The organism is Streptomyces sp. 7-21, from assembly GCF_016741785.1.
Taxonomy (GTDB): domain Bacteria; phylum Actinomycetota; class Actinomycetes; order Streptomycetales; family Streptomycetaceae; genus Streptomyces.
In genome coordinates, this window is sequence record NZ_JAERRL010000022.1 from 40,313 (window position 1) to 59,244 (window position 18,932).

Genomic DNA, 18,932 nt, shown 5'->3' on the forward strand with positions numbered 1-18,932 from the left:
GTATCCGTGGATCTCATCACCCAGGAGAACGCTGTGACCATCACCCAGCCCGACCTGAGCGTCTTCGAGGCGGTGGAGTCGGAGGTGCGCAGCTACTGCCGTGGCTGGCCCACCCTCTTCGACCGCGCTCAGGGCAGCTACATGTACGACGAGGACGGCCACACCTACCTGGACTTCTTCGCCGGGGCCGGCTCACTCAACTACGGGCACAACAACCCGGTGCTCAAACGCGCCCTGCTCGACTACCTGGAGCGCGACGGCGTCACGCACGGCCTGGACATGTCCACCACGGCCAAACGTGCCTTCCTGGAGACCTTCCGCGACGTGGTGCTGCGCCCGCGCGACCTCGACCACAAGGTCATGTTCCCGGGCCCGACCGGCACCAACGCCGTGGAGGCGGCGCTGAAGCTCGCCCGGAAGGTGAAGGGACGCGAGGCGATCGTGTCGTTCACCAACGCCTTCCACGGCATGTCGCTCGGCGCCCTCGCCGTCACCGGCAACGCCTTCAAGCGCGCGGGCGCCGGTATCCCGCTGGTGCACGGCACCCCGATGCCCTTCGACGACTACCTCGACGGCCAGACCCCGGACTTCATCTGGTTCGAGCGGCTGCTGGAGGACGCCGGCTCCGGCCTGAACCAGCCGGCCGCCGTGATCGTCGAGACCGTGCAGGGCGAGGGCGGCATCAACGTCGCCCGGCCCGAGTGGCTGCGCGGCCTGGCCGACCTGTGCCACCGCCACGACATGCTGCTGATCGTCGACGACATCCAGATGGGCTGCGGCCGGACCGGCCCGTTCTTCTCCTTCGAGGAAGCGGGCATCGTCCCCGACATCATCACGGTCTCGAAGTCCATCAGCGGCTACGGCCTGCCGATGGCGCTGACGCTTTTCCGCCCCGAGCTGGACATCTGGGAGCCCGGCGAGCACAACGGCACCTTCCGCGGCAACAACCCCGCGTTCGTGACGGCCGCCGCCGCCCTGGACACCTACTGGACCGACGGCCAGATGGAGAAGCAGACCATCAGCCGCGGCGAGCAGGCCGAAGCCGCGCTGCGCGCCATCGCCGCCGAGCACGAGGACGCCGGCGCGTCCTACCGGGGCCGCGGCCTGGTGTGGGGCCTGACGTTCGACGACCCCGCGCGCGCCAGCGCGGTCTGCGCCAGGGCGTTCGAACTCGGCCTGCTGCTGGAGACCTCGGGCCCGCAGAGCGAGGTCGTCAAGCTGCTGCCCGCGCTGACGATCACGCCTGAGGAGCTCGACGAGGGCCTGCGAGTGCTGGCCCGCGCGGTGCGCGAGACGGCCTGAAACGGCCGCCGGACGCCCCGCGACCACCCGAGAGCTGCAACGGCGCAGACACACCCACCACCGGAGTTCCGGGGAGACCCCCGGGACAGGGAAAGGGAGACAATCACCGTGATCGTCCGATCACTCAGCGACATCGAGGGCACGGACCGGGATGTCCGGTCCAAGTCCGGCACGTGGCGCAGCAAGCGCCTCATCCTGGCCAAGGAGGGCGTCGGCTTCTCCTTCCACGAGACGGTGCTGTACGCCGGCACCGAGACCTCGATGTGGTACGCGCACCACGTGGAGGCCGTCTTCTGCGTGGAAGGCGAGGGCGAGCTGACCAACGAGGAGACCGGCGAGAAGCACTGGATCAAGCCGGGAACCATGTACCTGCTGGACGGTCACGAGAAGCACACCGTGCGTCCCAGGACGGATCTGCGGGTGCTGTGCGTCTTCAACCCGCCCGTCACCGGCAGGGAGGACCACGACGAGAACGGCGTCTACCCGCTGCTCACCGAGGCGGCGGAGGCCTGAGCCGTTCCCGGCAGAGAACGAGCAGGCGTACCGGCACGAAAGGGGCCGCCAGACGGCAGACCCTGATCACCGCATCACCGCAAGGAAATCGTGAGGACGAGGAAGGGAGCACGCATGACCACCGCACCCGAGCGCACCGCCGATCTCTACCCCACCCGGGGGAAGACGGAGGTCCTCACTCCCCGTCAGGACCCCGTGGTGTGGTCCGAGCCGGGCGCCCCCGGGCCGCTGAGCGCGGACGAGCTGGCGGACTTCGACCGCGACGGTTTCCTCGCGATGGAGCAGCTCATCTCCCCCGAGGAGGTGTCGGTCTACCGCGCGGAGCTGGACCGGCTCATCTCCGACCCTCAGGTGCGGGCCGACGAGCGCTCGATCGTGGAGCCGAAGTCCCAGGAGATCCGCTCGGTGTTCGAGGTCCACAAGATCAGCGAGGTCTTCGCCGGGCTGGTGCGTGACCCGCGCGTCGCCGACCGCGCCCGGCAGATCCTGGGCTCGGACGTGTACGTGCACCAGAGCCGGATCAACGTCAAGCCGGGGTTCGGTGCCAGTGGCTTCTACTGGCACTCGGACTTCGAGACCTGGCACGCCGAGGACGGCCTGCCGCGCATGCGGACGGTCTCGGTGTCGATCGCGCTGACGGAGAACTACGACACCAACGGCGGCCTGATGATCATGCCCGGGTCGCACAAGACGTTCCTGGGCTGCGCCGGCGAGACGCCGAAGGACAACTACAAGAAGTCGCTCCAGATGCAGGACGCCGGCACGCCGTCCGACCGGGCGCTGACCGACATGGCCTCGGAGTACGGCATCCGCCTGTTCACCGGCAAGCCGGGCTCGGCGACCTGGTTCGACTGCAACTGCATGCACGGCTCGGGTGACAACATCACCCCGTACCCGCGCAGCAACGTCTTCATCGTCTTCAACAGCGTGGAGAACACGGCGGTCGAGCCGTTCGCCGCGCCCGTGCGGCGGCCGGAGTTCATCGGGGCGCGGGACTTCACCCCGGTTCCCCGGTCGTAACGGCGGCGCGCCGCTGACCGCGGCGGCACGCACGGCCCCGGCAACGGGGCGCCGGGGCCCGGCACCGCGTGGCGGCTGCCGGGCCCCGGCGCGTGCGTCGGGCCGCTCAGGTCTGCGGCCAGGTGGCCGCGGGCAGGGCGCGCCCGTCGTAGTCGAACCACGCCTGGTTCTCCCAGCCGTTGCCGGAGGCCGGGTCGGTCTCGTCCCAGCCGTTGCCGGGGGTGGCGATCCAGGCGGGCTCCCAGGCGAAGACGCCCAGGCCCCGGCCGTCCGGCACCGCCGCGACGACGCCGCAGATGTCGCGCATCCAGGCCGCCTGGCCCTCGGGGGTCGCCGGGTAGCCGTCGACCAGGTCGGACTCGGAGCCAATGATGTCGGGGAAGTCGTCGTCGCTGCCGAGGCGGAACGGGTAGGCGGTCTCGGCGACCAGCACGTCCCGGCCGTAACGGGCGGAGACGTCGCTGAGGTTGGCGGACAGGTCGGCGAGCGTGCCGTGCCAGTAGCCGTAGAAGGACAGCGCGATGACGTCGAACGGCACGTTGCGCGCGACCGCGTTGTCGAACCACCAGCGGGTGCCCCCGTTGTCGCCGCCCTCGGCCAGGTGCAGCGCGATACGGATGCCGGGCGAGGCGGCCCGCGCCGCCTCGGCGCCGGCGGTGAGCAGCCCGGCCAGGGCGTCCCAGTCGTCGGTGGAGCCGTCGGGCCAGACCATGCCGCCGTTGATCTCGTTGCCGATCTGCGCCATGGCGGCGGGCGTGCCCTGCACGGCGAGCCCGCCGAGGATGTCGGCGGTGTGGGCGGCGAGCGCGTCCGCCAGCGCCGCGCCGCTCAGCCCGTTCCAGGCCGCCGGCTTGTACTGCTTGCCGGGGTCGGCCCAGGTGTCGGAGTAGTGGAAGTCCACCAGCAGGCTCATGCCCGCGGCCGCGGCACGCTCCCCCATGGCGAGGATCTGGTCCCGGCCGTGGTAGCCGTCGGCGGAGTCGACCCAGACCCTGAGCCGGACCCAGTTGGCGCCGCCGTCGCGCAGGATGAGGACGGGGTCGCCCGGCGTGCCGTCGGCGTACGCGAAGACGGCGCCGAGGTCCTCGGCCTTGGGCACGGAGGACAGGTCTACCCCCCGGATGGCCAGCGGCGCCGCCTGCGCGGTGCCGGTGCCGGGCGTGCCGAGGACGAGGGGGGCGGCCAGGGTGGCGGTGCCCAGCCGGAGAACGGTGCGTCGTCGCATGGAGTCGTCCTTTCGGTGGGGGTCAGGAGCTGGGGGCGAAGCGGCGTGGCCGGGCCCTCCTGGCGCGGCGAGGGATCGTTTCTGTGCTCCTGGGCGTGCCGGTGAGGCGGTACGTGCCCAGCAAACCGCAGCGAGCCGATCAATGACAAGTACACGACAGATCGGCGGGAGACTCCTGCCGGGCGGCTGGCAGTGAGGGCGCGCACACGAAAGCGGCGGGGCGCGCCTGCGCCCCGCCGCTGTGCTGGTCTTCCGGTGTGCCGCCGGCTCGCGCGGCCGGTCAGCCCTCGCGCCGCCCGTCCACGCGGCGCGGCAGGCCGAGCGGGTTCTCCTCCCGCAGCTCGGCCGGGAGCAGCGCGGCCGGGGTGTTCTGGTAGGTGACCGGGCGCAGCCAGCGCTCGATGGCGGTGGCGCCGACCGACGTCGAGGTCGAGGTCGTCGCCGGGTACGGCCCGCCGTGCTGCTGCGCGGGCGTGACGGCGACGCCGGTGGGCCAGCCGTTGACCAGGATCCGGCCGGCCAGCGGGGTGAGCGCGGCGAGCAGCTCGGCGCCCGGGCCGCCCTCGCCGTTGCCCTCGGCCTCGCTGAGGTGCACGGTCGCCGTCAGGTTGCCCGGCAGGCGGGAGAGCACGGCGCTGACCTGCTCGGCGCCGTCGTAGCGCACGATGACGGTCAGCGGGCCGAAGCACTCCTCCAGCAGCAGGTCGTGCGGACCGTCCTCGGCCAGCCGGGCGGCGTCCACGGTCAGGAACCCGGCGGACACCGTGTTGTCCTCGGCCTCGCCCGCGGCCACGGGGGCCTCAACGCCCTCGAGCGCGGCGCGCGCCGCGGCGCCCTCCAGGAAGGCGGCGCGCATGCGGGCGTCGAGCATGACGCCCGGTGCGGTCTCGCGGACCTTGGCGGCCAGCTCCTCGACCAGCGCGTCACCGGCCTCGCTCCTGGGCACCAGCACCAGGCCCGGCTTGGTGCAGAACTGGCCGGTGCCCATGGTCATCGAGCCGGCCAGCCCGGCACCGATCTCCGCCGCGCGCTCCCGGGCAGCGTCCTCGGTGACGACCACCGGGTTGAGGCTGCCCAGCTCGCCGTAGAACGGGATGGGGGCGGGGCGGGCGGCGGCGGCGTCGAACAGCGCGCGCCCGCCGCGGACCGAGCCGGTGAAGCCGGCGGCGGCGACCAGCGGGTGCTTGATCAGCTCCACGCCCGCCTGGAAGCCGTGCACCACGGTGACGACGTCCTCGGGCAGCCCCACCTTGGCGGCGGCGCGGCGCAGGGCGGCGCCGCAGCGCTCGGAGGTGGCGGGGTGGTCGGGGTGGGCCTTGACGACGACGGGGCAGCCCGCGGCCAGGGCGCTGGCGGTATCACCGCCGGGCACGGAGAAGGCCAGCGGGAAGTTGGAGGCCGAGTAGACGGCCACCACGCCCAGCGGGATCTTGTAGCGGCGCAGGTCGGGGCGGGGAGGCGTGGCGGAGGGGTCCGCGTGGTCGATGATGACGCCGAGGTAGGCGCCGTCGGCGACCTCGTCGGCGAAGGCCCGCAGCTGCCCGGTGGTGCGCGCGAGCTCGCCGGTCAGCCGGGTCTCGCCGAGCGCCGTCTCGGCGTCGGCCAGGCGCAGGATCTCCTCGCCGTCGGCCTCCAGCTCGTCCGCCGCCGCGCGCAGCAGGGCGATGCGCACGTCACGGCCGGCCAGGGCGGACAGCGTGGCATGGGCGGCTGTCACGGCGGCGTCGACCTCCGCGGCCGTAGCCTCGGTCGCGACCTGCTCCCGCTGCTTTCCGGTCCGCGGGTCCACACTCCACACTGGTTCTGCCACCGGGAATCGCTCCTCCTGCTAGACGACGTTCGATATACTGAATGTTCGGGATATAGAACATCGTCCTTGTATGTGAACATCTGTGGGGACTCTATAGCGGTCCCGACAAGGGGGTCAAGGTGGTCATGGCGGCAAGCGAGACGGGCGGCGCGCAGGTCAAGTCGGCGGTGCGCACGGTGGAGCTGCTGGAGTTCTTCGCCGGCAAGCCTGGCATGCACTCGCTGGCTGACGTCCAAGCCGCCGTCGGATACCCCAAGTCCAGCCTGTACATGCTGCTCCGTACGCTCGTCGACCTCGGATGGGTGGAGACGGACGCCACCGGCACCCGGTACGGCATCGGGGTCCGCGCCCTGCTGGTCGGCACCTCCTATATCGACGGCGACGAGGTCGTGGCCGCCGCGCGGCCCACGCTCGACCGGCTGTCGGACGACACCACCGAGACCATTCACCTGGCTCGTCTCGACGGTACCAATGTCGTCTACCTCGCCACCCGGCAGTCCGAGCACTACCTGCGGCCCTTCACGCGCGTCGGCCGCCGCCTGCCCGCGCACTCGACGTCCCTGGGCAAGGCGCTGCTGGCCACCTACACCGACGACCAGGTCCGGGCGATGCTGCCGGAGCGACTGGAACAGCTCACCGAGCACACCCTCACCGACCGCGAGCAGCTCATCGCCGAGCTGAACCTGGTGCGGCAGCGCGGCTACGCCATCGACCGCGAGGAGAACACCCTCGGCCTGAGCTGCTTCGGCGTGGCGATCCCCTACCGTACTCCGGCGCGCGACGCCATCAGCTGCTCCGTGCCCGTGGCCCGGCTCACCCCGGCGCACGAGCAGCTCATCCGGGAGGCGCTGCTGGACGCCCGCGACCGCCTGGCGCTGGCCACGCGCCACCTGACGCCCGCACGCTCCTGACTCCCCGGTTCCGGGGGCCCGGGCGTCAGCTGACGCCGAGCAGCTGCTCGATGGGGTCGATGGCGAAGTAGACGACGAACAGCGCGGCCGTGGCCCACAGCAGCCAGCTGATCTGGCGGCGGCGCCCGAGCACGACGGCGAGGACGACGTAAGCCAGGAAGCCGGCGCCGATGCCGTTGGTGATGGAGAAGGTGAACGGCATCACGGCGATCGTGACGAACGCCGGGATGCCGACGCCGTAGTCCGACCACTGGATCCGGGAGACCTGGGTCATCATCAGGAAGCCGACGGCGACCAGCGCGGGCGCGGCGGCCTGCGCGGGCACGATGGCGGCCAGCGGCGCGAAGAACAGCGCGAGCGCGAAGAGCGCGCCGGTCGTCAGGTTGGCCAGGCCGGTCCTGGCGCCCTCACCGACGCCCGCGGCCGACTCGATGTAGGAGGTGTTGGAGGAGGCCGAGGCGGCACCGCCCACCGCGGCGGCCAGGCCGTCGACGAACAGCAGGCGGCCCAGGCGCGGCACCCGGCCGCGCTCGTCGAGCAGCCCGGCCTCGCTGGTGACGCCGACGGCGGTGCCCATGGTGTCGAAGAAGTCGGTGAGGAACAGCGTGAAGACCAGCAGCACGACCGTGACGACGCTGACCTCGCCGAAGGCGCCGAACAGCGAGAACTCGCCGATGAGGGAGAAGTCGGGGGCGGCGACGATGTCGTCGGGCAGCGCGGGGACGGTCAGGCCCCACGCCTCGTCGGGGATGTCGGCGACCGCGTTGATGATGAGGGCCAGCACCGTCATCGCCACGATGCTCAGGAGGATGGCGCCCTTGGCCTGGCGGGCGAGGAGCACGAACGTGAGCAGGACGCCGAGGCAGAACACCAGGACGGGCCAGCCGGTCAGCTCACCGTCGGGGCCGAGGGTGACGGGCGGCGAGCCCTCGGCCCCGACGCTGAAGCCCGCGTTGACGAAGCCGACGAACGCGATGAACAGGCCGATGCCGACGCTGATGGCCTGCTTGAGCGGCATCGGGATCGCGTTCATGACGGCCTCGCGCAGCCCGGTGGCGGACAGCACGCACAGCACGAGGCCCTCGATGACGATCAGGCCCATGGCGTCGGGCCACGACATCCGCGGCGCCAGCTGGTACGCGGCCATGGCGTTCAGGCCCAGCCCGGCGGCCAACGCCAGCGGCAGGTTGGCGGTCAGCCCCATCAGCACGGTCATCACGGCGGCCACGAGGGCGGTGACGGTGACGACCTGCTCGAAGGAGAGCTGATGGCCGTTGACGTCCTGGGCGCCGCTGAGGATGACCGGGTTGAGCACCAGGATGTAGGCCATCGCGAAGAACGTCGCCAGTCCGCCGCGCACCTCCCGTCCTGGCGTGGAGCCGCGCTGCGAGATCTGGAAGAACGAGTCGAGCCGGGACGGCATGGGGATCCTTCACGGTGGTGCTGCGGGGGACGGAGGGGATTGTGCCTGCCCCGTGCCCGTCGCGGGTTTTATCTGTGTCACACGACGCCGCACCGTTACGGAATTGCGTCCCGGCGGCCCGCTCTCCCGCTCAGCCGAGCGTCGCCAGGGCCGCGGTCACCTGCCGCAGGTCGTCGTCGTTGGCCAGTCCCGCATGGTAGAGCCGCAGTTCATCGGCGCCCAATCCGGCCGCGTGCGCGGCGTCGGCCGCCAGCGTGCCCGGGCTGCCTCCCATGCCGGAGACGATCGTCAGGTTCGCCGCGAGCACGCTGTGTGACCGGCGGTAGGGGACGAACGGCTCGATGACGGCGGCGCGGCCCGCCTCGCCGTCCGGTCCCGGAGGGCATGGCAGGACGACGCCGTCGGCGTGGCTGAGGACGCCGGCCGGGTCCACGCCCACGTTGGCGCCGCAGCGGTGCGGGGCCGGGTCGGCGTGGAGCATGACCCGGAACCCGTCCGCGCCCGCCCGGCGCGCCTCCTCGCGCACGGCGGCGACGGCCTCCCGCTGGAGCCGGCCGGCGGCGGCGGTGCGCCAGGCGGCGACGGCGTCCGCCAGCTCCTCGCCCAGCGCGCGGCGGATGCCGTCGCGTTCCTCGGCACGGCTGGCGGCGCGCGGGGCGGGCGCGCCCGCCCAGTGCGGCGCGAGGGCGCCGGTCACGCGGCGGCGCAGCAGGTCCGGGTCGGCGCCGTGGGCGGCATACCCCTCCTGGCAGGAGCCGCAGAAGCACAGCGACATCAGGAACGCGGCGGTGCCGCTGAGATGTCCGCCGCCGGTCTTGTCGTGGGCGTGGAGGTGCTCCAGGCCGTACCAGCCGCAGGACTCCAGCTCGGTGCCGCGGGCGCCGGGCCGCACGGCGGCCTCGGCGGCGAGCGTGGTGACGTAGGCGCGGACCTCGGGGCGGGCGATGCACGGGGCCCAGGGGTAGCGGTCGCCGAAGGCGTTGGTGACCGTGATCTCCGGGTGCTCCTCGCCGAGCCGGGTGTTGTGGGCGCAGATCACCCAGGTGTGCACGTCGAGCCCGGCGGCGGCCAGGCTCGCGGCCGCCTCGCCCCAGGGATCCTCGCCGGGCGCCCAGTCGCGGCCGTGCGGGTAGGGGCGCAGCGGCCGCCCGGCCCAGCGGTCCTCGCCGGGCGGGTAGTAGACGGCGGCGTGGCGGGCGGTGACGACGCGGTGGTGCGGGTGGCGCGGGGTGAGGGCGCGGGTGGAGTGGTAGGAGGAGGCGAGCGTCGCCTGGGCCACGCCCGTCGCCGCGAGGCGGTCGGCGGCGGCGGGGTCGCCGGTGATGTCCCAGGGATAGACGAAGGCGGCGGCGCGCATCACGCCTCCGCGGTCGGGCCGGCGGGGCGGGCGGCGAGGCGCTCGGCGAGCGCGAGGCCGGTGTCGATGAGCGCGGCGAGCGCGTCGACGTGGGCGGGCTCGGGCTCGGCCAGCGGCGGCCGTACCGGCCCGACGTCCAGGCCGCGCAGCCGCACACCGGCCTTGACGAGGGAGACGGCGTATCCCTTGCCCTGGTTGCGCAGCTCCACCAGCGGGCGGTAGAAGCCGTCGAGCAGCTGGTGCACGGCGCTGGTGTCGTCCTTGGCCAGCGCGGTGTGGAAGGCGAGGGCGACCTCGGGGGCGAAGCAGAACGCCGCCGAGGAGTACAGGTCCACGCCCAGGCCGCGGTAGGCGGCCTGGGTCAGCTCGGCGGTGGGGAGCCCGTTGAAGTAGCGGAACGGCTGGCCGGGGGCATCGGTGCGGACGGCGGAGACGATCCGCTGCATCAGGTCGAGGTCGCCGTAGCCGTCCTTCAGGCCGGTGATGCCGGGCACGCGGGCGAGTTCGGCGACGGTGCCGGGCGTGAAGACGGCGTTGTCGCGCTGGTAGACGATGACCTCCAGGCGGGTGGCGGCGGCGAGCCGGGTGTAGTGCTCGATCAGGCCGCGCTGCGGCGCGGTGACGAGGTAGGGCGGCATGGCCAGCAGGCCGTCGGCGCCCGCTTCCTCGGCGACGCGGGCCAGTTCGGCGGCGCGGGCGGTGCCGTAGCCGGTGCCCGCGATCACGGGAACGCGGCCCGCGGCGGTCTCGGCGGCGGCCGCGACCAGGCGCCGGTACTCGTCGGTGGCCAGGGCATGGAACTCCCCGGTGCCGCAGCAGGCGAAGACGGCGCCCGCCCCCGCGTCGATCCCGGCCCCGACGTGCGCCCGGTAGGCGTCGAGGTTCGGCGAACCGTCGGGCCCGAAGGCGGTGACGGGGAAGAAGAGCAGGCCGTCGAGGCGCTCGGCGAGTGAGGCTGGCGAGGCGTGGGGCATTCCGACTCCCTAGGCTCCCCGTACAGGATACTGACTCGCGTCTATATTTCTGAACGCGCAGGATCACGCTAGATGAGGCGGCATCAACGGTCAAGCGGCCATTGACGGCATACAGACCGCTGCCTAGCGTGTCTGTGTATATGAATGCTGATCTTGATCAGTACGGACGAACGGAGAGCGAATGCCCGCGCCCCGCACCATTCTGCTGACCGGAGCCGCCGGGATCGTCGGAACCCTGATGCGGGGTCTGCTTCCCTCCTACGGCTACGAGTTGCGCCTGCTGGACGCCGTGCCGATCGAGGACGAGCCGGAGGCGATCGTCGCCGACCTGGCGGACCGGGAAGCCCTGCGCGAGGCGGTCCGGGGCGTCGACGCCGTCATCCACCTCGCCGGCATCTCGCTCGAGGCCTCCTTCGAAGCGATCCTCAGCGCCAACATCCAGGGCACCTACCACCTGTACGAGGCCGTCCGCGAAGAAGGCGTCGGGCGCGTGGTGTTCGCCTCCAGCAACCACGCCGTCGGCTACACCCGCTGGCCGGCCCCGGGCGACCCGCCAGTCCCCGTGGACGTGCCGCACCGGCCCGACACCTTCTACGGCCTGTCCAAGTGCTTCGGCGAGGACCTGGCCCAGCTGTACTGGGACAAGCACGGCATCGAGACGGTCTCGGTCCGCATCGGCTCCTGCTTCCCCGAGCCGACCTCGGTGCGGATGCTGTCGATCTGGATGAGCCCTGCGGACGGTGCGCGCCTCTTCCACGCCGCGCTCACCGCCCCGGACGTCGGCCACAGCATCGTCTACGGCTCCTCCGCCAACACGCGCCAGGTGTGGGACCTGACCTCAGCGCGCGCCCTGGGGTACGAACCCCAGGACGACTCCGAGGTGTTCGCCGCCAAGCTGATCGCCGAGCACGGCGAGCTCGACCCGTCCAAGCCCGACCAGGCTCACCTCGGCGGCGCCTTCGTCACCTCCCCTCCCCGCTGGGAGAACCGCTGAGCGGTCAGCGGCCCAGCGCGCAGGCCCGGGCGGCGCGGGCCAGGCGCTCGGCGTCGGGTCCCGCGCCGTTGGGCGTGGGGACACGCCGGCGCACGTAGCCGAACGCAAGGCCGGCGCGCGGGTCGGCGAAAGCCATCGCGCCCCCCGCGCCGTCGTGCCCGAACGCCCCGGCGCCCAGGAACCGGTAGCCCGTCATGAAGCCGATGCCGTAGGCCCGTTCCGTCCCGAGCACCAGGTCCGTGCCCACGGCGTGCGGCTGGGCGAACTCCGCGACCACGGCCGGACGCAGCAGCGGCGGCTGCCCGGCCACGCCGAACACCGCGCCCGCGTACAGCCGGGCCAGGCCCCGGGCACTGGCCACGCCGCCCACCGACGCCTGCCCGCCGGCGCGTACCGCCCGGGAGTTGGGCAGCCCCACCAGCGAGGTCGGCTCGGCGGCGTGCAGGTTCGCCGCGATGCCCGCGAGGCTGTCGGGCGCGTCCCCGGCCTCCTGCCCGGCGCCGGGCTGGGGACGCGGCGGCAGCACGCTGACGACGCGGGGCTCGAGCTCCTCGGGCAGCCCGAGGTAGAACTCCGCCCCGGTGGGCTCCCGCAGCTCGCGCTCGTACAGCTGCTGCAGCGGCACCCCGGTCGCCCGCCGCACCACCTCGCCGGCGAGGGCACCGATCGTCAGCGAGTGGTAGCCGAAGGCGGCGCCGGGCCGCCAGAAGGGGCGCTGCGGTGCCAGCTGGCGGGCCAGTTCGGCGTCGTCGGCCACCTCGGCGGGGCTGAAGCCCCGGGGGGTGCCGATCACGCCCGCCCGGTGGGTCAGCAGCTCCCGCAGCGTCACAGCGCCCTTCCCCTCGGCGGCGAACTCCGGCCAGTACGCGGCCACTTCGCGGTCGAGCACGAGCACGCCGCGCTGCACCAGCAGCGCCACCGTCAGGTACGCGGCGCCCTTGGTCGCGGAGAAGACGCCGATCAGGGAGTCCTCTTCCATCCCGGGACCGCCCCACAGGTCGGCGACCGGCCCGCCGCGGCTGTAGACGGCCAGCTGCGCCGCGTGGTCCGGCTCCTCGCGCAGCACCGCCTCGAACTCCTCGCGCAGCGGCTCGAATCCGGGCGCCACCGCCCCGTGTACGAGATCCTTCGCCCCGGTCGTCATCTTCTCCTCGCCTCTGGTCGGCTCCGGCCTGGCTGGTCCCGGCTCCGCGCCGCCGTGCGCCCGGGGGCGCGGCCGGGGCAGTGCCCCGTGCCGCCCCCGGGCGCACGGCGCGCGTCAGCGAACGCGCGGCAGCTGGCCCGCGCCCGCGTGTGCGGCCACGAGCCTAGGCACGGCGCGCGGGTTGTCGACACGGGGGCGCAGCTCGGGGGTCCAGCCGGCGTCATCGCCCAGGGGCGCGTCGGGGTTGGCCGCGTTGTACGCGCCGAGCAGGTCGGCCGGGCGGCCGTTGACGTAGTTGCCGTTCTCGGTCATGCCCGTGCCCGGCGTCCAGCGGTGGATCGTCTCGGCCGGGTCCGTCCCCGGCGGCAGGGAGAAGGCGTTGTACTCGGCGACCAGCGCGGAGTCGTAGCCGATCCCGAAGCTGTAGCCGTAGGAGACGCCCGGGTCCTGCCGGTAGTGGTTGTTGTACGCGTCCACCTGCCCGAACCGCACCCGGGGAGCGCGCTCCTCGAGGTTGTGGAACAGGTTGTGGTGGAGGGTCGTCCGCAGCCTGCCGGCGTCGGTGTCCCCGGCGCCGTCGCTGTTGCCGATGAGCAGGCTCTTGCTGTGGTCGGCGAAGACGTTCCAGGTCACGGTCACCAGGTCGGCGCCCCTGACGATGTCCAGCAGCCCGTCGTGCTGCTGATACAGGTAGCCGAAGTAGTGGGGCTGCTCGCTGTCCGGGCGGTCGCCGTCGGTGAAGGTGTTGTGGTCCACCCACACGTGCGTCGCGCCGTTGAGTTCGAGGTTGTCGTACTCGGAGTTCCACTCCCCGCTGGGGTCCCACTGCGGAAAGCAGTCGTAGGCGTCCTCGAAGGTGAGGTTGCGCACGATCACGTTGTCACCGGTGACCCGCAGCGAGACGCCCAGCAGGCGGGCGTCGTCGCCGGCGCCGATGAGGGTGGTGTGAGAGCCCACCTCCAGCTGGACGCGCTCGCGCTGGTTGGCCACCGAGGCCAGCCGGGCGTCCTCCATCGGTCCGAAGACCTCGTCGTGCTCCCACGTGGCCGGGTCGTAGGCCGCCAGGTAGCCCTCGAGCGTGTAGCCGTCGGTGGCGTAGTCCTCGCAGGTGAGCGGGTTCCCCTGGTCGTCGGTGTTGCCGTCGATGGTTCCCTCGATCCGGATGATCGAAGGGGTGTCGCCGCTCGCCGCAAGGGCCGCGGCGAGTTCCGCCCGGGTGCTGACGGTGTAGACGTGGTCGTCGTCGGCCGCCGAACCGCCGGTGACACCTCCGTCGGCCGAGGCCCAGCCGTCGCCGGCGGGCAGGACGGCACGGGCCGGGTCGCTGTTCGGGTGCCCGGGGCCGGCGGGAGCGGCGAGGCCCTGCTGCGGCAGCAGGCCCACGGCCAGTGCGGCGCCTCCGGCCAGGACGGCCAGGCTCCGGCCGGTACGGCTTCGTCTGTGCTGGTGCATGCGTGCGGCTCCTTCGCGAGGTGGTCGGTGCGGGTGCGGTGAGAGAACGAAATGGACATGGCGGGCCGGCCGCGGAAGGTGGGGGTCGGGCGGCCGGCCCGCCGCTCGCAGGGACAGGACCGGGCTGTCAGCCCATCTGCTCCTGCCACTCGGCCTGGGCTTCGTTCAGCCGCTGCGCCAGGTCGTCCAGGAACTCCTGCGCCGACATCTCACCGAGCAGCACCCGCTGGAAGTTGGGCTCGGTGTCCGCCTTGCTGATCTTGTTCCAGTCCGGCAGGTAGTAGGGCAGCTGGACGATCGTGGTGTTCTCATCGTTCAGGGCCTCCACGGCGGCCTGCGTGGCGGGGAAGTCCTCCAGCCACGCGTCCTCCAGGGCCTGCCGGTTGGCCGGAATCTGCCCGGCGGACTCGTTCCAGGCGCTGTTCGCCTCGTGCGAGGCGGCGAACTCGATGAACTCCCAGGCCGCCTGCTTGTTGTCGCTGGCGGAGAACAGCCCCAGGCCGTCGACCGGGTTGGAGACGAACGTGTGGCTGCCGCTCTCGTCGGAGGCGGGCATCGGCAGGCCGTCGACGTTCTCCGCGCCGAACGCCTCGACGTGGTCCGGGTAGGAGCCGAGGTTGTGCTGCATCATGCCGACGTTGCCGCCGGTGAACGTCGCGACCATGGTGGTGAAGTCGGCGTTCAGGTCGGCTTCGGGCGTGACCGTGCCGTACAGCTCGACGTACCGCTCCAGCGCCTCCGCATTGGCCGGGTCGTTGACCGTGGTCTCGGTGCCCTCCTCGTTCCAGAAGCTGCTGATGCCGGACTGCGCGTACATCGCGTCCAGGGCCTGGGCCACCGAGCCCTCACCGCCCCGGATGGTGAAGCCGAACGCGTTGTTGCGGCGATCGGTCAGCTCCTCGGCCGCGGTGAAGAAGTTGTCCCAGGTCGTCGGGGGCTCCAGGCCGGCCTGGCGGAACAGGTCGGTCCGGTACCACAGGATGCCCTGGTTGGCGGAGGTCGGCACGGAGAACAGCTCCTCGCCGCCTCCCGTCGTGGCCCGGACGCTCTCGGTGAACGCCGGCAGCAGCTGCTCCTGGAGCGGGCTGTCGGCGAGCCGGTCGTTGACCGGGTCCAGGGCGCCCTGGGCAACGAGGTTGGCCAGGTAGGAGGTGCTCACCATGCCGACGTCCGGCAGGCTGTCCCCGCCCGCCTGGATGGCGGCGTCGTACTTGGACTGCACCTGGTCGATCGGCACGCCCGTGTACTCGACGGTGATGTCGGGATGTTCGGCCTCGAAGTCCGCGATGATCTGCTCCCAGACCTCGGTGCGGACACCGCCGTTGTTGTCCCAGAACTCGATGGTGCCGGTGCCGTCTCCCTCGGCGCCACCCGAGGTGCCGTTGTCGCCGCAGGCCGTGGCCGTAGCGGCGAGTGTCAGCGCCGCCGCGGCCACGGCCGTGCCGCGTATCAGCTTTCTTCTTCTCGACATGTGCGTCGCTCCCTTGCTCCCTTGCACGGGCGTTTCGTTGCGTGATGGCTGCGGGCTCGTGCGGACCGCCGCGGTCGCCAGGCGTAACCGCCGGACCTCCCCGGCCCCGCCGGGGCACGCGCGTGCGGCGGAGCGGCCGCCCAGCCCGGTCTTCGCTCCGCTCCAGCGCCGCGGCTGCGCCGCGAAGTCCTGCCCCGGGCAGCGGAACTCCGCCTCGCCGGGCAGCCGTGCGGCGGACCGGCCCGGCCGCCTCTCGTCGTCCCTGGTCACCGGATCACCTCGTCCGCACGGTGTGGGGCGCGGCGGTGGCCCAGGGGACGCCGAGCTCCGAGTACAGCGCCAGGCGGCGGGCGCCCTCGGCGGTGAGCGCGTCGATACCGGGCACGACCCGGCGCGGGCCGCTGTCCGTCCGCTCGGTGTGCCAGGCCGAGGCGGGCAGCGGCCGCGGCTCGGGGGCGGTGCGTACCGCCTCGACGAACCGGGTGAAAGCGCCGGTATGCGCCAGCGGCACCAGCAGCGGCTCGCCGTGCCGCACATGGGAGACGAGGTTGGCCAGCAGGTCAGTGCGGCCGTAGGCGGTCGTCTGCGGCGGACGCCCGGGGCGTTCCACGACCACCTTGTCGGCCTTGTACCAGAACGTCACGCGTCCCTCGTCGCCGTGCACCACCACGTACGGCTCGCCCGGCCGCTGCGCGCACAGCGTCACGGCGGTGACGACGCGGGTGCCGCGGGCCGTGTGCAGACGGGCGCTCGAGGTGTCGTCGGCGGCGATGTCGTTGGCCCGGTACAGCTCCAGCTCGACGGCGGTGAGGTCCTCCTCGCGCTCCGAGCCGTCGATGCGGAGCGCGGTCGCCGTGGCGTGCGCCAGCGGATTGGTCAGCACGCCGTCCACGACGTCCCGGCCGCCCAGGGTGCGGTGGCCGCTCCACGGGGCGCGGGTCCAGTACGCCTCATCGCGCACCCACGCGCCGGCGGCGCCGATGCCGCGCACCGCGCCGATGCCGCCGCTGGCCACCAGGCCGCGGATGGCCTCGATGGCGTGTGAGCCGAGCGACTGGAAGCCGATCTGGCAGGCGATGCCGGCCCCGTCCACTCCTTCGGCCAGCGCCCGGAACGCGGCGAGCGACGGCGTCGGCGGCTTCTCCAGCAGCAGGTGGACGCCGCGCCGTGCGGCGATGAGCCCCAGGTCCTCGTGGGTGTGGATGGGCGTGCAGATGACGGCGGCCTCGGCGCCGGTGCGGGCGAGCAGGCCGTCGAGGTCATCGGACTGCTCCGGCGGCTGGTGGCCGCCGCAGGCCGCGGCGTCCCCGAGTTCGTCCTGGCTGAGCGGGGTCAGCTCGCAGATGCCGGCCAGCCGCACCAGGCCCTGCCGCGCCAGGCGGCCGATGTTCGCCAGGTGCCAGCGGCCGTGGCCGCGGGCGCCCGCCAGCACGACAGGCATCGGCTCCCGCCGGGAGGTGGTCCAGCTCATGCCCCGGTCACCCCTTCACCGCGCCGGCCGAGAAGCCGGTGATGAGCCAGCGCTGGATGAACGCGAAGATGATCACGACGGGCACCGCGGAGATCACGCCGCCCGCGGCCAGCGCCCCCAGGTCCACGCTGTCGGTGCCGATCAGGGTGTTCAGGCCCACCGGGATCGTCTGCTTGTCCTGCGAGTTGAGGAACATCAGCGCGAACAGGAAGTGGTTCCAGGCCGAGACGAAGGCGAAGGAACCGACCGCGACCAGGCCGGGGCGCAGCAGCGGCAGCACGATGGCGAAGAAGCCGCGCAGCCGCGAACAGCCGTCCACCCAGGCCGCCTCCTCCAGCGAGGGCGGCACGTTCCTGACGAAACCGCTGATGAGGATCATCGACAGCGGGAGCTGGAAGACGCTCTCGGCGATGATGACGCTCCACAAGGAGTTGAGCAGGGTCAGCTCCCGGAAGATCTCGAACAGCGGCACCAGCATCAGCGCGCCGGGGATGAACTGCGACGTCAGCAGGGCGAGCATGAACGGCATGCGCAGTCTGAACTTGAACCGCGCCAGCGCGTAGCCGCCGGAGAGGGAGACCAGCAGCGTCATCACCATCGAGACCAGGCCCACGATGACGTTGTTCTGGAAGAAGACGTCGAAGTTCCGGTTGTTCCAGACCTTGTCGAAGTGCTCAAAGGTGATGGGCCAGGGCACGAGCGAGTCCGAGCCCGCCGGACGCAGCGCGAACAGCAGCATCCAGTAGAACGGCACTAGCGTGAAGACGAGGTACACCGCGAGCGGCGCGAAGATCTGCCAGCGCGGCGGCTGGTCGTGCGGCCGCGTCCGGCGGCGCCGTCCGGCCGGCGGCGGGGCGACGGGCTGCGGCGCGGCGTCCTTGCCGAGAACAGGGGCGGTCACTTGTCGTCGCCTCCGAACTTGCTCAGGCGCAGGTAGAGAATCGAGCAGAAGAGGAGGATGACGAACGCCACGGTGGTCAGCGCGGCGGCGTATCCGAACTCATTGCCGTCGATGCCGGTCTGTGCCACGTACAGCGGCAGCGTGGTGGTCACACCCGCTGGGCCGCCGCCCGTGAGGGTGTAGAGGAGGTCGACGTTGTTGAACTCCCACACCGCGCGCAGCAGCGTGGACAGGATGATCGCGTCCTTCAGGTGCGGCAGCGTGATGTGCCAGAACTGCCGGATCCTGCTGGCACCGTCGACGGAGGCCGCCTCGTACAGGTCCTTCGAGACCGACTGGAGGTCGGCGAGCAGCAGGATCGCGAAGAACGGCACGCCGCGCCAGAGTTCGGCGACGACCGCGCCCCAGAAGGCGGTGTCGGTGCTGGCCAGCACGGAGGTGCCGTACTCACCGATGCCCGCGTCCGCCAGGTAACGGCTGATGCCGGTCGACGGGTTGTATATCAGGATCCAGATGGTGCTGGTCAGCACGCCGGAGACGGCCCACGGCGAGAACACCAGCGCCCGGGCCAGGCCCCGGCCGATGAACGTCTGGTTGATGATGAGCGCCAGCGCCAGGCCGAGCACGAGCTGAAGGCCGACCTCGACGAACACCCACTGCGCGCTGAACTTCAGCGTGTCCCAGAAGAAGGGGTCGTCGGTGAAGATGTCCCGGAAGTTCTCCAGGCCCGCGAAGCCGTTCGTCCACGGCTTGGTGACGTTGTAGTCCTGGAGGCTGTAGTACAGCACGCTGAGCATCGGATAGGCGATGAACCCGAGCATCAGCAGCGCTGCCGGCGAGATCAGCAGGTACGGCAGGTAACGCGGGGTGGCTCCGCCGCGGCGGCGCCGCGTGGGCGGTTTCCGGTCTGCCGTCCGTTCTTTCACGGCGATGGCCATCGGTACCTCTTCGAAACGGGTGTCGG

16 protein-coding genes are annotated in these 18,932 nt (G+C 72.2%); 5 read left to right on the forward strand and 11 right to left on the reverse strand.

The window, feature by feature from the left end; genetic code table 11:
• The first annotated feature begins 33 nt into the window (after positions 1–33).
• The 3 genes from ectB to thpD all read left to right on the forward strand — a co-directional run bounded on the left by ectB (position 34) and on the right by thpD (position 2,835).
• Entirely contained in the window at positions 34–1,302 is a 1,269-nt protein-coding gene (ectB, locus tag JK356_RS21195; RefSeq protein ID WP_201870298.1) for a diaminobutyrate--2-oxoglutarate transaminase, read from the forward strand.
• Positions 1,303–1,410: 108 nt separating this feature from the next.
• Positions 1,411–1,815, forward strand: coding sequence for an ectoine synthase (locus tag JK356_RS21200; protein WP_201870299.1), 405 nt, complete (start codon positions 1,411–1,413; stop codon positions 1,813–1,815).
• 114 nt (positions 1,816–1,929) lie between these two features.
• Positions 1,930–2,835: an ectoine hydroxylase gene (gene thpD / locus JK356_RS21205; protein ID WP_201870300.1), complete on the forward strand. Its 906-nt coding sequence runs from the start codon at positions 1,930–1,932 to the stop codon at positions 2,833–2,835.
• A 106-nt stretch (positions 2,836–2,941) separates the two neighbouring features.
• Here the strand turns inward: thpD and JK356_RS21210 are convergent, their stop codons facing one another.
• The gene (locus tag JK356_RS21210) at positions 2,942–4,060 is read right to left on the reverse strand and encodes a glycosyl hydrolase 53 family protein (RefSeq protein ID WP_201870301.1); all 1,119 of its coding nucleotides are present in this window, start codon (positions 4,058–4,060) and stop codon (positions 2,942–2,944) included.
• A 280-nt stretch (positions 4,061–4,340) separates the two neighbouring features.
• The gene (locus JK356_RS21215) at positions 4,341–5,858 is read right to left on the reverse strand and encodes an aldehyde dehydrogenase (NADP(+)) (RefSeq protein WP_201870319.1); all 1,518 of its coding nucleotides are present in this window, start codon (positions 5,856–5,858) and stop codon (positions 4,341–4,343) included.
• A gap of 137 nt (positions 5,859–5,995) precedes the next feature.
• Between JK356_RS21215 and JK356_RS21220 the strand changes: the two genes are divergently transcribed.
• Positions 5,996–6,781, forward strand: a complete 786-nt coding sequence (locus JK356_RS21220) for an IclR family transcriptional regulator (protein ID WP_201870302.1) — start codon at positions 5,996–5,998, stop codon at positions 6,779–6,781.
• 25 nt (positions 6,782–6,806) lie between these two features.
• Here JK356_RS21220 and JK356_RS21225 read toward each other — a convergent pair whose 3' ends face one another.
• The 3 genes from JK356_RS21225 to JK356_RS21235 all read right to left on the reverse strand — a co-directional run bounded on the left by JK356_RS21225 (position 6,807) and on the right by JK356_RS21235 (position 10,535).
• Complete coding sequence (locus tag JK356_RS21225; RefSeq protein WP_201870303.1) at positions 6,807–8,204, reverse strand: NCS2 family permease; 1,398 nt, start codon at positions 8,202–8,204, stop codon at positions 6,807–6,809.
• 130 nt (positions 8,205–8,334) lie between these two features.
• Positions 8,335–9,561 carry a hypothetical protein gene (locus JK356_RS21230; protein WP_201870304.1) on the reverse strand — a complete coding sequence of 409 codons (1,227 nt, stop codon included), beginning with the start codon at positions 9,559–9,561 and terminating at the stop codon, positions 8,335–8,337.
• Entirely contained in the window at positions 9,561–10,535 is a 975-nt protein-coding gene (locus tag JK356_RS21235) for a 5-dehydro-4-deoxyglucarate dehydratase (RefSeq protein WP_201870305.1), read from the reverse strand. Before JK356_RS21235 ends, JK356_RS21230 begins: the two co-directional genes overlap by 1 nt.
• 181 nt (positions 10,536–10,716) lie before the next feature.
• Between JK356_RS21235 and JK356_RS21240 the strand changes: the two genes are divergently transcribed.
• Positions 10,717–11,529 (forward strand): NAD(P)-dependent oxidoreductase, encoded by an 813-nt coding sequence (locus tag JK356_RS21240; protein WP_201870306.1) that lies wholly within the window; start codon positions 10,717–10,719, stop codon positions 11,527–11,529.
• A gap of 4 nt (positions 11,530–11,533) precedes the next feature.
• On the opposite strand, the gene JK356_RS21245 is transcribed toward JK356_RS21240, so the two are convergent.
• From JK356_RS21245 to JK356_RS21270, 6 genes are all read right to left on the reverse strand, one after another.
• The gene (locus tag JK356_RS21245; protein ID WP_201870307.1) at positions 11,534–12,673 is read right to left on the reverse strand and encodes a serine hydrolase domain-containing protein; all 1,140 of its coding nucleotides are present in this window, start codon (positions 12,671–12,673) and stop codon (positions 11,534–11,536) included.
• Between the two features lie 114 nt (positions 12,674–12,787).
• Entirely contained in the window at positions 12,788–14,125 is a 1,338-nt protein-coding gene (locus JK356_RS21250; RefSeq protein WP_201870308.1) for a polysaccharide lyase family 1 protein, read from the reverse strand.
• 127 nt (positions 14,126–14,252) lie between these two features.
• Positions 14,253–15,596 (reverse strand): sugar ABC transporter substrate-binding protein, encoded by a 1,344-nt coding sequence (locus JK356_RS21255; RefSeq protein WP_201870309.1) that lies wholly within the window; start codon positions 15,594–15,596, stop codon positions 14,253–14,255.
• A gap of 274 nt (positions 15,597–15,870) precedes the next feature.
• Positions 15,871–17,067 (reverse strand): Gfo/Idh/MocA family protein, encoded by a 1,197-nt coding sequence (locus JK356_RS21260; RefSeq protein WP_201870310.1) that lies wholly within the window; start codon positions 17,065–17,067, stop codon positions 15,871–15,873.
• 7 nt (positions 17,068–17,074) lie between these two features.
• Positions 17,075–17,968: a carbohydrate ABC transporter permease gene (locus JK356_RS21265; protein ID WP_201870311.1), complete on the reverse strand. Its 894-nt coding sequence runs from the start codon at positions 17,966–17,968 to the stop codon at positions 17,075–17,077.
• Positions 17,965–18,906, reverse strand: coding sequence for a carbohydrate ABC transporter permease (locus JK356_RS21270; protein ID WP_201870312.1), 942 nt, complete (start codon positions 18,904–18,906; stop codon positions 17,965–17,967). The genes JK356_RS21265 and JK356_RS21270 overlap by 4 nt, the downstream gene beginning before the upstream one ends.
• Positions 18,907–18,932 lie beyond the last annotated feature (26 nt).